The organism is Nocardioides sp. AN3 (assembly GCF_054653495.1).
The window spans coordinates 69,661-83,049 of record NZ_BAAIGC010000003.1; the positions used below are offsets into that span (position 1 = coordinate 69,661).

Here is a 13,389-nt window from a genome sequence, read left to right on the forward strand (position 1 = left end):
TGCGCGTCTGTTGTGCAGAATCTTGTAGTAGGCTGGCCTGGAGCGCTGCAGGTCAGCAGTCGCACTCTGCCGCGCCCACCCGTCGCCTCCCGGATGAACTGGGAGGCACGTTCGAGCAACCCGCAGAGGAACGCATGAGTGCACCCGGAGACGGCATCCCGTCCCTATACCCAGTGGAGTCTGTCGACCGCGCTCTGCGTTTGCTCTTGATGTTTCGGGACCATCCGAACCTCAGAATCGTTGACGCGGCGAAGGAACTGGGAGTCGCCAACTCGACCGTTCACCGTGCACTGGCGATGCTCGTGCAGAACGGGTTCGTCAGTAAGGACAGCGAGAGTCGGTCCTACGTGATGGGTGAAGTCCTTGTCGACCTTGGGATTCGCGCGAGGAGCAGCAACCCGGCTGACCTTGCTCGGCCAGCCATGACCGAGTTGGCTGCTCGGCTGAACGAGACGGTGGCCCTCGGTGTTCTCCGCGGGCGGCAAGTGCTGTTCGTGGCCGAGGTGGAGATTGACCGGACTGTGCGTGTGCGAAGCCAGCTCGGCACCCGCATTTCGGCCTTTCCATCCTCGGTGGGCCAGGTGCACCTAGCCGACTGGTCAGCGGATCGATTCCGCGAGGCATATCCAGACAACATCCTGCGCGACGAAGCAACAGGCCTAACGATGAGCCGCCGCGACTACGAGTCGATCCTGGCCGAGGTGCGTTCTAACGGACATGCGACCAACGTGCGCGTCGGTGAGTCGTCCTACGTCTCGATTGCGGTTCCGATCTCTCGCAACGGGCGGGTCGTGGCCGGCTTGGCCGCCGCCCTCCCGCTGCAGCGAGTGACGGACGATTGGTCGAGCACCGCGACAGGCGAGCTTCATCGGGCGGCGCGTCGAATTGAGGCGGAGGCCGGCCTCTGACGGTGAGCAGCTCGGTTTGCGCCCGCCTCCACAGCGCCGGCTGCGACGTCCCACCAGTGACTTGAGCCCCGCGACGGCGAGACGAGCCGAGAGACTGGATGCGTGATCTGCGGCTGTCTCAGAGGGGTTGGCGTGGAGAGAGCTGCCACAGAAGACCCGGATCCCAAGTCTCAGGTGGCCATGACTGCGCCCGTCTCCAAGAGCGACTTGAGGTCGCACAGAACCCATGCGTGTCCCCCGCCGGCGTTGGGGGCGTCCTTGACTCCCCCGACGACGGCCGCGATTTCCGGTGCACCATCGAGTTCGTGGGTGAGGCGCAGGAGGCAGACACCGGTGCCGAGGTCGATGATCTCGTGGGTGACCCGTGTTTCAGCTTCCTCGCCGACGTAGGTCAGAGGCATTCGGAAGGTCGTCACCAACCTGTGAGGCGCATCAGCCTCCAGCACCTCGCCGTCGGCGATAACACCCTCCATGGCGTGCCCGTCCTCGAGCATGCGAGCTCGAAACGCCGGGTTTGGCTCGACGTAGTACCGGCCGCCAGGACGCAACTCGTAGTTGGCCATGCTGCCGTAGCCATATCGGCTGGTCCATTCTGGCAGTGTCACGGCGTCCCAGATTGCTTGGGCTGATGATCGAATGAAGACTCGGTAGACCTGCGTTGCCTTGTCGCTCACTTCAGTTTCCCTCCTCGTTGGGGTATCTAGACGCTGTCGATGACGCGGGATGCTGGTCCCGGCAATTTGCGGAGACCGCAAGCATCACCTGTGCGGGCTTCTCGGTCATTGCAGGTGCGACCGCAGGAATGCTGCGGTCATCTCGAGGCTCGCTCGCTCGTCGAACCGCGCGTCCTCGTGCCCGGCGCCGCCCAACGTGATCAGTGTTGACATGGCACCGGCGCGAGTGAGGGCGTCGTGCAGTACCGCGGACTCGTGATAGATCGCCAACCGGTCGCGGTCCCCGTGCGCGATGAGGAAGGGGGGAGCGTCTCCGCGAACGTGGGTGAGTGGGCTTGCTTGCCGGGCCAGATCGATGTCGTCGGCTACATTCTCCAGCCCGAGGAAGCCCGCTTCGATTGTCGCGGGGCTGAGCCTCGTCTCAAGCTCGCTTCTGCTCGCCGAGGAGACCAGGTCTGCGGCGCCGGACCAAAAGACAACGCATTGAACGTCGGTGGACATCTCGCAGTGATCTCCCAGATCGCCTTCCAGGTCTGCGTCCCCTGACGTGAGCCCCGTCAGCGCTGCGAGGATCGCCCCCGCAGAAGAGCCCCACAGACCGATTCGGGACGCGTCGACACCCAGGCTCGCCGCATTTCCTCGAAGCCATCGGATGGCCGCCTTGATGTCATGGACCTGATCGGGAAAATGTCCGACGTCACGCAGTCGGTAGTTCACCGACGCCACGGCAAGGCCCAAGGATGCCACAGTCTGCGGCCTGTGCCCCGCATCGTCGCCCTTGTCCCCGACACGGAACCCGCCACCGTGGATGTAGATCGCGAGTGAGGGAACTGCCGGCGTCTCCGGCACGTAGAGGTCGAGCTGAAGCGAGTGCTCACCAGCATTGGCGTACTCAAGATCGCGAGTGATCGTGATGGCGGCCCTGTCCGTCGAAGCGTCTGCTGCACGGGTTCCTAAGGTCATCCTGCGTCTCCTCTAGAACTGTCGACGTCCTGAGGCCGACATGACTGATAGGGCGATCGTGTGAATTGGTGGCTCGCTCTTGATGCGTCCCGCCGTTGGAGGCGCAGCGACACCGGGCCGATCAGACGTCTTGCGACGGAGGGAGGGTTGGCTTGCCGTGGTGGCACCGCGTACGGGAGCGAGCAGAGTGCCACCACGGCAGTATCGGGGGCGGGCAGGAGGCCTGGTGGGCATCCGCGCTCGGTTGTCGACAGGGCTCATAGGTCAACCGTCGTCAGCGAACCCGTTGTGTCTCTCACGGGTCGACCACACCCCGACCTTGTTTACCCAGCCGCCAAGATTTGTGGAGGAGCTGACGTCCGGGCTGACGGTCACGACGCGCCTCGCAGCGTCCGGTGCTGCTCGCGTCAAGTCGAGGAGCACTCGGCCCAGTGCGGCTTGAGTCGTGGCATTCCCCGACGGCGTCCGGCCCATGTCAGTCGGAATGGCAGGGACAGGTTCGAACTCAGGTTCGTGTCGGCGCAGAAGCTGGGAGATGGCGTCGCACCAGACGGAGGCGTCGCTTCCTTCTGCGAACTTGCGCCACGGATCGTCCAGGTCGGTGCCGAGCCGGGCGGACAGGTCCCGCATCTGGTCGTCGGTGAGTAGCGACGAGTGGTTCTGGGGGTGGCCGCTTGACGCCAAACCGTAGCCCTTGACGGTGTAGGCGAACATGACGGTCGGCCTGGAGTCATCGATCGATTGGAACGCGTCGTCTAGTACACCGATGTCGTGCCCGCCCAGGTTCGAGATCGCTCGAAGGAGCGTCGAGTCGTCCAGAGAGGCGATGAGCTGTGCGATGGCCGGCGCGTGCGGGCCGTTCCCCGGGAGGCGACTTCGGAGCTGTTCAGCTGTGCACCGCAGCATCCGCTGATACTCCGGATTAGGCATGGTGTCGATCCGACCTCGAAGCTCGGCGCCGCCCGGTCGATCGAACAGTTCCTCGAGAAGGCGGCCGTACTTGAGGGTGGGGACCTGCCAGCCCGCTGCGGAGAACATTCCCTGCAACCTCTCGGCGGCAATGTTCGGGACCACCCGATCGAGGGACTGCCGGTTGAGATCGACGATCCAGACGACTTCACCCAGCTCCGCGACCATAGGGTCGAGGACGGCCTCCCAGACGGCTCCCTCGTCCAACTCCGCGTCGCCCACCAACGAGTACTGCCGCCCGGAGCCCGCATTGTCGACGACGCCGTTCACGTATCGGCGTGAGATCGCGCCCCAGATCGGGGCCGTAGCGCCGATCCCCACGGATCCGGTGGAGTAGTCCACAGGGTCGGGATCCTTTGACCGACTCGGGTAGCTCTGCAGCCCGCCGAACTCACGAAGCCTTGTCAGGTATGAGGCCTCGAGAGTTCCGAGAAGGTGGTTGATCGAGTGCAGGACTGGCGACGCATGCGGCTTGACCGAAACGCGGTCGCCTGGCCGCAGGTGCTTGAACCACAAGGTCGTCATGATCGACACCATTGATGCGCAGGATGCCTGATGACCGCCTACCTTGAGCCCAGAGGGGTTCGGACGGACGCGGTTCGCGTGGTGGACGATTCCACTCGACAACCAGAGCACACGGTCTTCGATCTCCCGTAGGACGTCGTACTCGACGTCGGGCGCCTGCCTGCTGATAGCCGAGTTCGTCACAAATCTTGCCTCTCTTTACGCAGTGATGCCGCCGGGGTGTCAGCAGCTCAAGTTCTTCAGACCCGTTTGTTCGGGTCGCGCACTGCCCCTTTGTCCGCCGAGGTAGCCATTCGGGCGTAGGCGCGTAGCGCGCGGGAGACGGGTCGGTCGCGTTCTCGCGGCTGCCAAGCGTTCTCGCGTGCGTTCATCTTGGCGCGGCGATCACGTAGTTCCTTGGCATCCACCAGGAGCTCCAGCTTGCGCTCGCGGACATCGATGACGACTTCGTCGCCGTCCTCCACGAGCGCGATGACACCGCCGCTCGCTGCCTCTGGCGACACGTGACCAACAGACAGTCCCGAGGTCGCCCCAGAGAAGCGGCCGTCAGTGATCAGCGCGCACACTCGCGCCATTCCAGTTCCCTTGAGGAACGCAGTGGGGTGCAGCATTTCTTGCATCCCTGGACCACCCGCCGGGCCTTCGTATCGCACCACCAAGACTTCGCCAGGTTGGATCGTCTTGCTCAGAATGACTGACACAGCCTCGTCTTGGCTCTCGACGACACGGGCCGGTCCGCGGAAGGTCCAGAGCTCCTCATCGACGCCAGCAGACTTGATGACTGCCCCGTGCTCGGCAAGATTTCCGCGGAGGACGGCCAGGCCTCCGTCCTTGGTGTAGGCGTTCGCGACGTCGCGAATGCACCCATGTTCGGCATCCGTGTCAAGGCTCGACCAGCGGTTCTGAGTCGAGAACGCCTGGGTTGTCCGGATCCCTCCGGGAGCGGCGTGGAACAGCTCGATCGCCTCGCGAGTCGGACTCTGGCTTCGGACGTCCCAGTCGGACAACCACTCTTCGAGTGAGCTCGAGTGGACACTGTGGACGTTGGTATCGAGAAGGTCGGCGCGGTAGAGCTCTCCGAGGAGAGCCGGGATGCCGCCGGCGCGGTGTACATCCTCCATGTGGTAATCCGAGTTCGGCGAGACCTTCGACAGGCAGGGCACCCGCCGACTGATCGCATCGATGTCGTCGAGCGTGAAGTCGATCTCGCCTTCCTGTGCGGCGGCCAGGATATGGAGCACTGTGTTCGTCGATCCCCCCATCGCCATATCGAGTGCGGTGGCGTTCGAGAACGCTGCTCGGGTTGCGATGTTCCGCGGGAGCACAGACGCGTCGTCGCTCTGGTACCAGCGCCTCGCGAGGTCAACGACGGTTCGACCCGCAGCTTCGAACAACTCTCGGCGAGCAGCATGGGTGGCCAGCGTCGATCCGTTCCCCGGCAGAGCGAGTCCGAGGGCCTCCGTCAGACAGTTCATCGAGTTCGCCGTGAACATGCCTGAACAGGAACCGCAGGTGGGGCACGCGGATCGTTCGATGTCCGACAGCCCTGCTGCGTCAACAGACTCGTTGGCCGATGCTGCGATAGCGGTGATCAGGTCCGTCGGCGCCTGAGCGACTCCATCGACGACTACAGCCTTGCCGGCCTCCATCGGACCACCTGAAACGAATACGACGGGGATGTTCAACCGGAGCGCCGCGTTGAGCATGCCGGGCGTGATCTTGTCGCAGTTCGAGATGCAGACGAGAGCGTCGGCGCAGTGTGCATTGACCATGTACTCGACTGCGTCGGAGATGATCTCTCGCGACGGCAGCGAATACAGCATCCCCGCGTGCCCCATCGCAATGCCGTCGTCGACAGCGATCGTGTGAAACTCGCGCGGAACGCCCCCTGCCGCACGTACGCCCTCGGCAACGATGTCGCCGAGGTCGCGGAGGTGGACGTGACCGGGCACGAACTGCGTATACGAGTTCGCGATGGCGACGATCGGCTTGCCGAAGTCGTCGTCCGTCATTCCTGTTGCGCGCCACAGTGCCCTAGCACCGGTGGCATTACGTCCCTGAGTGGTGGTGTCAGACCGCAGGCCCGGCATATCTGTCTCCCGACTCGTCGACCCGGCTATTTCTTGTTTCCAGACTAATCATTCTGGTGACAAGAATGCAAGGAAGTGGCGGGCCTGTCGAGCTGGGCCGGTACATTTGAGCGCCAGGACATCCCGGGGCCAGCAGGCACACTGCCGACAGCAAGCGCGCGCTCCACGCGTTCAACTCGAGGTGCCCTGCCCTACTTCTCGCCCGACGGCAACGGCTCGCCACTTCCGGCACACGTCAGGCGCGCGAACGCCGGAGGGCGGCGCGCAGTCCGCACCTGTCACCGACGGCAATCAGGTCACAGAGGCACGTCCGGGAGCTTGCGCCTTTCGTCCTCAGCACGAACTCCAGGCGGCTGGGCTAGTGCGGCGACCGCGCAACTGCGAACGAGACACAACTCGGGATTGCAAGCAGGAAGAGTCGGGCCGAGCCCCTGGGACCAATGGTCGGTCGACTGCGTTCTCACGCCCCGAAGCGAGACGGCTATTGGTCGATCGAGTCTAGTGGTTCGCGAAGCACTGCGTCCGCCGGGGACTCAGCTCATCGCACGGGCAGAGCGTCAGCTCGCGTCGTCCTCCTCGAACGAGAGCTCGATCCTCTTGGCCGTTTCAGTCAACTCGGTTGTCGCGCGTTCTTCCCAGTCGGCCTCGAGGCGCTGGGTCGGCAAGGCGACACCGAGGCCCGCGACGACCCGGCCGCCGCGCCGAACAGGCACCGCGATCGAGAGAAAACCAGCGTCGTCGAACGGCCGGTTCGTCGCGTAGCCCTTCTCACGAACCTCAGCGAGCGTCTTCTCCAATGCGCTCTTGGTCATCGACCTGCCGGAGTCTGCGTCGCGGATCGGACTGTTGGGATACAGCGACCCCAACTGGGGCGCGGTGTACTCCGCGAGGTGTACCCGACCGATCGACGAACTAAATGCCGGGACGCGCCTGCCGAGCGAACTGCGGACGTGGACCATTTGTTCACCTTCGACCTCGGCGATGAAGAGAACCTCACGACCGCGCAGGACTCCGAGCTCGATGGTCTCGTGCAGGCGAACCACAGCCTCCGTCATGAACGGACGGACACGATCCGAAATGTCCCAACCACTGAGCGCACGGATGCCGAGATCCACCAACACCTCGCCCATGACGTAGGCGCGGCTGCCATCGTCCTTCTTGACGAATCCGTACTCAAGAAGCATCGCCAGCGTTCGATGGACCGTCGAAGGTGCTACACCCAGCACCTTCGCAACGTCGACGATCCGGATACTGGGCTGATCCTGAAACATGAGGAGGAGCCGGAGCGCCCGGTCGACCGACTCGATCGGGTACTGGGGCCCCGTCTCGTTGCTGGGCCTCGATGCCATTGGTCCTCCGTCGGTCTCTCGCGTCGGCGCTCCCAGCCGACGGCTCCGAGCGTATCTCGAAGTCGGCTCGCGCCTGGTAGCGACCACACCTCAAAGCATGACGGTTGAGCACAGTGGGACGTTCCGGGACGGTCTCGTTTGAAAATCGGCAGTCGACCCTGAGACGCCGGCAGCTGCGGGCGCTCCTACCGCATCTCGAGGACCTTCGATCGAGCGCTGGCGACCTCCTGGATGTCCCATGGCTCGCCCACGCGTGTTGCCGGACAGTTCAGCCGCATCCGATTGAGGGAAAGTGTCGTGAGGTATCGCCCGGGGAGATCACTGATCGTGGTGAACGCGACGCCGACCGGGACGCGAACAAAGTCGCCAGGCTTGATGTTGACCACACCGTGCTGGGTGGCCAGCACACGGTTACCGGAGACCTGATACTGGATCTCATCCGCGTCGCTGTGTCGTACGTAGACGAGGCCAGGGGTGCGCCCGTAGTCGACCACTCCGACGCGAGTGAAGTCGTCACTCCAGATCCAACGGGCCTCGGTAGGGCGCGCGTCGTCACGAGGCCCATCCTGGTCCAACCGGACGACGGCCAGCCTGTCGTTGTGCGAGTGCGCGTCTTCTAGGATCAGACGCTCATCTGCACGCTGCGCGACGACAACGTGCTCGGGGGCCCCCAAGCAGTCGGTGAGGCCCTCGTTGACGATCGAGGCAGTCCAGCCCTCGAACGGCGGAATGAGGACCTGCCCAGTTCGGTCTGCGGGCTGCTCTTCCGTGGCGCCGGCGGGCGTGTACCAGAGCAGATGCGACTCCGCACGACCCCAATTGTCGTGGCAGACACCGACCGGAAGCCGAACGAAGTCTCCGGGACGGAGTTCGACCGTTCCGTGTTCACTCATGAGCGTCCGCTCGCCGCTGATCTGATACGACATCTCGTCGACGTCGAGATTGCGGTGGTAGAGCGGCTGGCGATTGTCCATCTGCTGCCATTCGATCCGGGCACGCGGCGCCTCGAAGAGCACCTTCGGCGGGACGAACTCGCCGGGCGTATAGGTGGGTGCGACGTGGATGACCTCCACGAGCTCGGTTGCAGTCGCGAGGTCACCGAACGGGCCTGCGACGGCCTTCTTGTACAGCTGAGTCTCATCACGCTGCAGCGCCCGCACTGGGGCGGCGCGGTCGAAGCGGTCAAGGAGCTCCACTACCTGGTTCATGTCGTGCCTTCCTACGGTCACGGGTGGACCGTTGCCATCCAGATGGGTTCCCTGCGGGCCAGCAGGGATGCAACCGCGTCGTTGACGTCGCTCAGGGGATACGTGTGCGTGATGAGATCGTCTGCGCGCACAACTCCCGAGCCAAGCAGGGCGAGCACCGCTTGCGCGTCGGTTCGGCTGCAATTGCGCGTTCCCACAATCCGATGACACGCAAAGAGGAGCGGCGCGAAAGCACCCATGGGCGCCTGGTTACCGCCCATGTGGACCAGAGTTCCTCCGTTCCGGAGTGCCGCAAGAACCTGGGCAGAGCCAGGTCCTTCCGGCAGAAAGTCGATGGCAGCGTCAGCTCCTTGCGGGAGTGCCTGACGAACCGCGGCCGTGAGACCACCGGACTCACCCCAGGTCGAGTCCAGCTGGTCCAGGCCGACCACGTCGATCAGACCTGGTGCCGTCTGACGTACGGCCTCCAGACGATCGCTCGATCGCCCCACGGCGAGCACACGTCGAACCCCAAAGAGCGGCGCCAGCCGCAACGTCGCCAGGCCCATGGCACCAGTCGCGGCGGTCACGACCAAGGTCGCACCGGGCCGGAGGTCCGCAAGCTTGAGTGCCCGTAGCGCGTTAGCGAGGTCGTGGACCTTCGACCCCACGTCGTAGTCGACGTTGGGTGGGAGAGGATCGACTAGCCAGGCCGGCACTCTGACGAATTCGGCGAGCCCGCCGGCGTGGTAGCGCTGGTACAACGGCATCGCGTCCGGGCCGAAGACGGCATGGCCGATCATCGCACTGGCGCTGCACATCTGCTCTCGATCAGTCAGACAGTACTCGCACGACCGGCAGGTCAGGTTCGGGTGCACGCGAACACGTTGACCAACTTCGAGCTCGTTGACCCCGGCGCCGAGCTCGACGACATCCCCTGCGATCTCGTGCCCGACAGCAGCAGGCAGAAGAGGCACCAGGCCGTGCTTCAGGACATGAAACAGGCCTGGGGCAAGTCCCGCCGCTCGCACACGGACGATGACCTCCCCGGGTCCGGCGTCGGGACGATCGATCTCCTCCAGCACCAAAGTGGCCTGGCCGGCGTGGGCACGCGCTGCGAGCATGGCGAAGTTCTCCTCTTTGAGTACATCTTCCGACTTAAGTTACGGCGCTCGAAGGCACCTAGAGATCGAGCCGCCCGAGAGGCTCGGCGACAACGTCGTTGCTGAGTACACCGAGGCCTTCGATCTCGACCTCGAGCACATCTCCAGCTGAGAGGAAGACCTGCGGGTCGCGTCGATAGCCGACTCCCGAGGGGGTACCGGTCAGGATGACGTCGCCAGGATTCAGCTCTGTGAATTCGGAGACGGTCGCGACCAGGGTTGGGATGTCGAAGATCATCCGCTCGGTGTTCGACGACTGCATGACCGCGCCGTTCAGGCGCATCTCGACGTTGAGGTTGGCAGGGTCAATCTCGTCCGGCGTCACGAGAATCGGGCCAAGTGGGGTCGAGTTGTCCCAGGCTTTTCCCTGCATCCACTGATGCGTCTTGTACTGGTAGTCACGCATGGTGATGTCGTTCGCGATCGTGTAGCCGAGGACGTGCTTCATCGCGCTATCGCGTCCGACACGCCTCGCCGTGTCTCCGATAACGACGGCCAGTTCTGCTTCGTAGTCGACCTGAGCGGACTCCGGCGGGAGCTGGACCGACTGCTGGTGCCCCACCAGGTTCGAGGCGAACTTGGGAAAGAGAACTGGATAGCTGGGCATATCGCGGCCGGCCTCCTCCACATGGGCGCGATAGTTCAACCCAACACACAGGATCTTCTCGGGCCGACATACGGGAGCGAACCGCGCGTCATTGAACGACACTCCGGGCACGTCGTCGAGCTCTGCGAGGCCCAGGGCCTCCGCCGAGGCGTTCGAGTCGAGAGCCGTGAACCCACGTAGCGGCTGGAGGGTGTCGTTCTCCAGTCGACACAGCCGCGTCGTTCCGTCAGGAAGCTCAATCGTCGCGTACCGCATCGTTACTCCACCGGCTGGTAAGCGTCGCCACTCTCGGCCAGAAGGCGTTCCGCCTCGGCCCAGATCTCGTCGACAGGCTGGTCGAGGTTGATCGACTTCCGGAACGGCTGTCGCACGTCGCGGTCGATCTTCAGGTATACCTCGTTGCGATTTCCCTCGGGGTCGAAGAAGTAGATGCCGAAGGCATTGCCGTGAGTGACTTCCTGCTGGACGGCCACGTTCTCTGACCGGAACTTGCCGTGGAAGTCGATGATGTCGTCGAGCGATTCGACGCGCCATGAGATCTGGTGCTGTTGCTTGGTGCCGAGTCCCGCCGTACGGCCCACCTGGAGAACGAACTCGTGGTGCTCTTCCTCCGGTCGGGCGCTGAAGAACACGATGCCCTTCTCGGGGTCCTCGTCAGTGACCGTCAGGCCGATGACTCGCTCATAGAAGTCACGCATCAGGTCGAGGTCATACACCCACAGTCCCGTGTGACCCAGCTCCACGATTGGCATGGCTTTCCCTTCTAGTTGCCCGTGCCGTCGGCACGGGGAATGGCGTGAAATGCGCGGCGGAAGTAGGTCACCGGGCCGATGTCGCCGACTCGCGTGTTTCGAACTCTGCCGATCAGGATGGTGTGATCGCCGGCCACATGCCGCGCCTCGAGGTCACAGTCGAGGGTGACGCTTGCATCCGGCAGGTCCGGCAGACCGCTCTCCGAGGCGACGAACTCGGAGCCGCCGAACTTGTCGGCACCCCGCGTGGCGAAGCGGATAGCGAGGTCAGTGTGCTCGGGAGGGATCACGTGGACCATCCACCGCGTTGTCGCGTCGAACACCGGGTGGCACTCAGCCGTGTGGGCGAGGCACACAAGGACGAGGGGTGGCTCCATCGACACAGAGCAGAACGAGGTCGCGGTGAAGCCCCACCACCGCCCATCCGCGTCAGTGGTCGTCACGATGGTGACACCGCTCGGGAACGCTGCCATGGCATCCCGGAAGCGTTCCTTCTCTGTCGGCATCGTCTGAACTGAGCTGCTCATGAGGTCTCCACGTTGTCGGTGGTCTGCCCGACCCTCGCGAACTGCAACGCGACGTCGGCGGTGTTCTCTGGGGTCGCCGACACGACCGGCGACAGGCGGGCAGACACGGAGTGGTCCTCGCGGACCAGCTCCGTCAGGACACCTATTGGCGCGGGCGCGGCGAATCGACCCAGGCCGTCGGCGGCCGCGGTGTGTCCCGCACGCCGACGGGCCACGCCGCCCCGACAGCACCGGGCGGACAGGTGCCATGGACATCTACACCGGTCGCCTTTGGCAACCATCGAGGGCAATGTCGGGTTGTAAGCGCACTGCTCCGCCGTCGCCGAGCGAACAAGGCCGGTGCGATGGTGGACGACGAACGCGATTGCTTCTGCTGTCGCGTGTCCGGCGGCCATGGTCAGATCGCCTTCGTTCTCGCGATGCTTACCGTCCACCACCTGCACCATTGGGCCGCGCAGAAGCTGATCCGTAGCGGCATCATCGGCCCGCGACGAGTGCTCGCGATCGGATTGCTTCATGTGGGTCTCCACTGTCAACAGGAAGGGCCCCGGGGCCCGGAAGTAGTGCGGTGCTTCAGGCGTTCGCGGTCGTAGCGGAGATCGCGACTCGGTTCGGATCTGCCTTGGGGATGACCTCGTTGGCGAACAGCTCGAGCGATCGTCGACCTGCTGAGTAGTCGAGGCCGCTGAACTGCGGAACGACCGTGAGCATCTCGATGCCCGACTCGACGATCTGGCTGGTCTGCTCGATGGCGTCGTCGACCGACCCGAAGATGAGGCACCCTCGATCAACGAGCTGCGTGAACGACGAGTCGACGTAGTCGCGCCAGCCTCGCTCGTGGTGGGCGTAGGCCTTGTCGTCGGTCTTGGGCCGGTCGGAGATCTGCTTGAGGAAGTGGGCCGACCTGGCCTCCAAGAGCTCTCGTGCGTTCTGCTCGGCCTCCTTGCGGGTCTCGGCGATGGCGATGGTCACCCCGTGGGAGAACTTGCCGACCGGCTCGTCGGGACGGACCGCGTTCCACGCCTCGTGATACTCGGACCGGTACACGACTGCGAGGTCGAGCGGAAGCAGCGTGGTCGCCGCGTGAGAACCAGTACGGGCAGCGCGAGTGATCGAGTTCGGGCTGACTGCCGCGGCCCACAGGGGCGGGTACGGGCGCTGAACGGCCGCCGGCGTCATCTTCTCGATCGAGCCGCTCCACCACTGCGACGAGAAGGTCGCGCTGTCAGTCGTCAGGAGCTCGATGAGCACGTCGAGTGAAGCATCGAACTGCTCTGAAGTCGTCTGCCGCTCCACGCCGTAGGCCTGCTGCTCGTGCCGAATGGCGCCACGACCCAGTCCAACCTCAAGCCGGCCGTTCGTGAGCTGGTCGAGCATGCGGATTTCCTCGGCAGCTCGCAGCGGATGGTGGTACGGGAGCACGGAGACCATGACGCCGAGTCGCAGGCTCGACGTCGTCTGACTCGCGGCAGCGATCAAGAGGTTCGGGGAGGGCGTGGTCGAGAGGTACCCATCCCCATGGTGCTCGGCAAAGAACCAGCCATCCATGCCGCCCTCTTCAGCGACGGACGCCAGATCCAGCATGTGCTTGTAGGTCTCCGAGTGGGCAACTCCCGGCTCTTCCTCACCGACAACAAATCCGTAGTACTCCACAGAAACCACCTATCTATCTACT

The 13,389-nt window shown here is 64.2% G+C and carries 13 protein-coding genes; 1 reads left to right on the forward strand and 12 read right to left on the reverse strand.

The genetic code is table 11. The annotated features are described in order from the left end of the window. The first annotated feature begins 173 nt into the window (after positions 1-173). Entirely contained in the window at positions 174-908 is a 735-nt protein-coding gene (locus ACYQ1K_RS04780) for an IclR family transcriptional regulator (protein WP_459981672.1), read from the forward strand. 170 nt (positions 909-1,078) lie between these two features. On the opposite strand, the gene ACYQ1K_RS04785 is transcribed toward ACYQ1K_RS04780, so the two are convergent. From ACYQ1K_RS04785 to ACYQ1K_RS04840, 12 genes are all read right to left on the reverse strand, one after another. Then, a complete protein-coding gene (locus ACYQ1K_RS04785) occupies positions 1,079-1,582 on the reverse strand; it encodes an SRPBCC domain-containing protein (protein ID WP_459981673.1) in 504 nt (167 codons plus the stop codon). A gap of 105 nt (positions 1,583-1,687) precedes the next feature. Beyond that, a complete protein-coding gene (locus tag ACYQ1K_RS04790) occupies positions 1,688-2,545 on the reverse strand; it encodes an alpha/beta hydrolase fold domain-containing protein (protein WP_459981674.1) in 858 nt (285 codons plus the stop codon). A 264-nt stretch (positions 2,546-2,809) separates the two neighbouring features. Continuing rightward, positions 2,810-4,039, reverse strand: coding sequence for a thiamine pyrophosphate-dependent enzyme (locus ACYQ1K_RS04795; RefSeq protein ID WP_459981675.1), 1,230 nt, complete (start codon positions 4,037-4,039; stop codon positions 2,810-2,812). Positions 4,040-4,278: 239 nt separating this feature from the next. Then, a complete protein-coding gene (gene ilvD, locus ACYQ1K_RS04800) occupies positions 4,279-6,129 on the reverse strand; it encodes a dihydroxy-acid dehydratase (RefSeq protein WP_459981676.1) in 1,851 nt (616 codons plus the stop codon). Positions 6,130-6,686: 557 nt separating this feature from the next. Beyond that, positions 6,687-7,478 carry an IclR family transcriptional regulator gene (locus tag ACYQ1K_RS04805; protein ID WP_459981906.1) on the reverse strand — a complete coding sequence of 264 codons (792 nt, stop codon included), beginning with the start codon at positions 7,476-7,478 and terminating at the stop codon, positions 6,687-6,689. 185 nt (positions 7,479-7,663) lie between these two features. Beyond that, complete coding sequence (locus ACYQ1K_RS04810; protein ID WP_459981677.1) at positions 7,664-8,686, reverse strand: hypothetical protein; 1,023 nt, start codon at positions 8,684-8,686, stop codon at positions 7,664-7,666. A 17-nt stretch (positions 8,687-8,703) separates the two neighbouring features. Next, positions 8,704-9,789, reverse strand: a complete 1,086-nt coding sequence (locus ACYQ1K_RS04815) for an alcohol dehydrogenase catalytic domain-containing protein (protein WP_459981678.1) — start codon at positions 9,787-9,789, stop codon at positions 8,704-8,706. A gap of 58 nt (positions 9,790-9,847) precedes the next feature. After that, positions 9,848-10,690 (reverse strand): fumarylacetoacetate hydrolase family protein, encoded by an 843-nt coding sequence (locus tag ACYQ1K_RS04820; RefSeq protein WP_459981679.1) that lies wholly within the window; start codon positions 10,688-10,690, stop codon positions 9,848-9,850. A gap of 2 nt (positions 10,691-10,692) precedes the next feature. Beyond that, positions 10,693-11,187 (reverse strand): VOC family protein, encoded by a 495-nt coding sequence (locus ACYQ1K_RS04825; protein ID WP_459981680.1) that lies wholly within the window; start codon positions 11,185-11,187, stop codon positions 10,693-10,695. An 11-nt stretch (positions 11,188-11,198) separates the two neighbouring features. Then, the gene (locus ACYQ1K_RS04830) at positions 11,199-11,714 is read right to left on the reverse strand and encodes a flavin reductase family protein (RefSeq protein ID WP_459981681.1); all 516 of its coding nucleotides are present in this window, start codon (positions 11,712-11,714) and stop codon (positions 11,199-11,201) included. Then, positions 11,711-12,232 carry a 3,4-dihydroxy-2-butanone-4-phosphate synthase gene (locus ACYQ1K_RS04835; RefSeq protein WP_459981682.1) on the reverse strand — a complete coding sequence of 174 codons (522 nt, stop codon included), beginning with the start codon at positions 12,230-12,232 and terminating at the stop codon, positions 11,711-11,713. Before ACYQ1K_RS04835 ends, ACYQ1K_RS04830 begins: the two co-directional genes overlap by 4 nt. Before the next feature lie 55 nt (positions 12,233-12,287). After that, complete coding sequence (locus ACYQ1K_RS04840) at positions 12,288-13,367, reverse strand: LLM class flavin-dependent oxidoreductase (RefSeq protein WP_459981683.1); 1,080 nt, start codon at positions 13,365-13,367, stop codon at positions 12,288-12,290. Positions 13,368-13,389 lie beyond the last annotated feature (22 nt).

Excerpts from the sequence above, each read along its gene's own strand:
- ACYQ1K_RS04790 (WP_459981674.1), bottom strand. The coding sequence starts at position 2,545 with ATGACCTTAGGAACCCGTGCAGCAGACGCTTCGACGGACAGGGCCGCC.
- ACYQ1K_RS04795 (WP_459981675.1), bottom strand. The coding sequence starts at position 4,039 with ATGACGACCTTGTGGTTCAAGCACCTGCGGCCAGGCGACCGCGTTTCG.
- ilvD (WP_459981676.1), bottom strand. The coding sequence starts at position 6,129 with ATGCCGGGCCTGCGGTCTGACACCACCACTCAGGGACGTAATGCCACC.
- ACYQ1K_RS04805 (WP_459981906.1), bottom strand. The coding sequence starts at position 7,478 with ATGGCATCGAGGCCCAGCAACGAGACGGGGCCCCAGTACCCGATCGAG.
- ACYQ1K_RS04810 (WP_459981677.1), bottom strand. The coding sequence starts at position 8,686 with ATGAACCAGGTAGTGGAGCTCCTTGACCGCTTCGACCGCGCCGCCCCA.
- ACYQ1K_RS04815 (WP_459981678.1), bottom strand. The coding sequence starts at position 9,789 with ATGCTCGCAGCGCGTGCCCACGCCGGCCAGGCCACTTTGGTGCTGGAG.
- ACYQ1K_RS04820 (WP_459981679.1), bottom strand. The coding sequence starts at position 10,690 with ATGCGGTACGCGACGATTGAGCTTCCTGACGGAACGACGCGGCTGTGT.
- ACYQ1K_RS04825 (WP_459981680.1), bottom strand. The coding sequence starts at position 11,187 with ATGCCAATCGTGGAGCTGGGTCACACGGGACTGTGGGTGTATGACCTC.
- ACYQ1K_RS04830 (WP_459981681.1), bottom strand. The coding sequence starts at position 11,714 with ATGAGCAGCTCAGTTCAGACGATGCCGACAGAGAAGGAACGCTTCCGG.
- ACYQ1K_RS04835 (WP_459981682.1), bottom strand. The coding sequence starts at position 12,232 with ATGAAGCAATCCGATCGCGAGCACTCGTCGCGGGCCGATGATGCCGCT.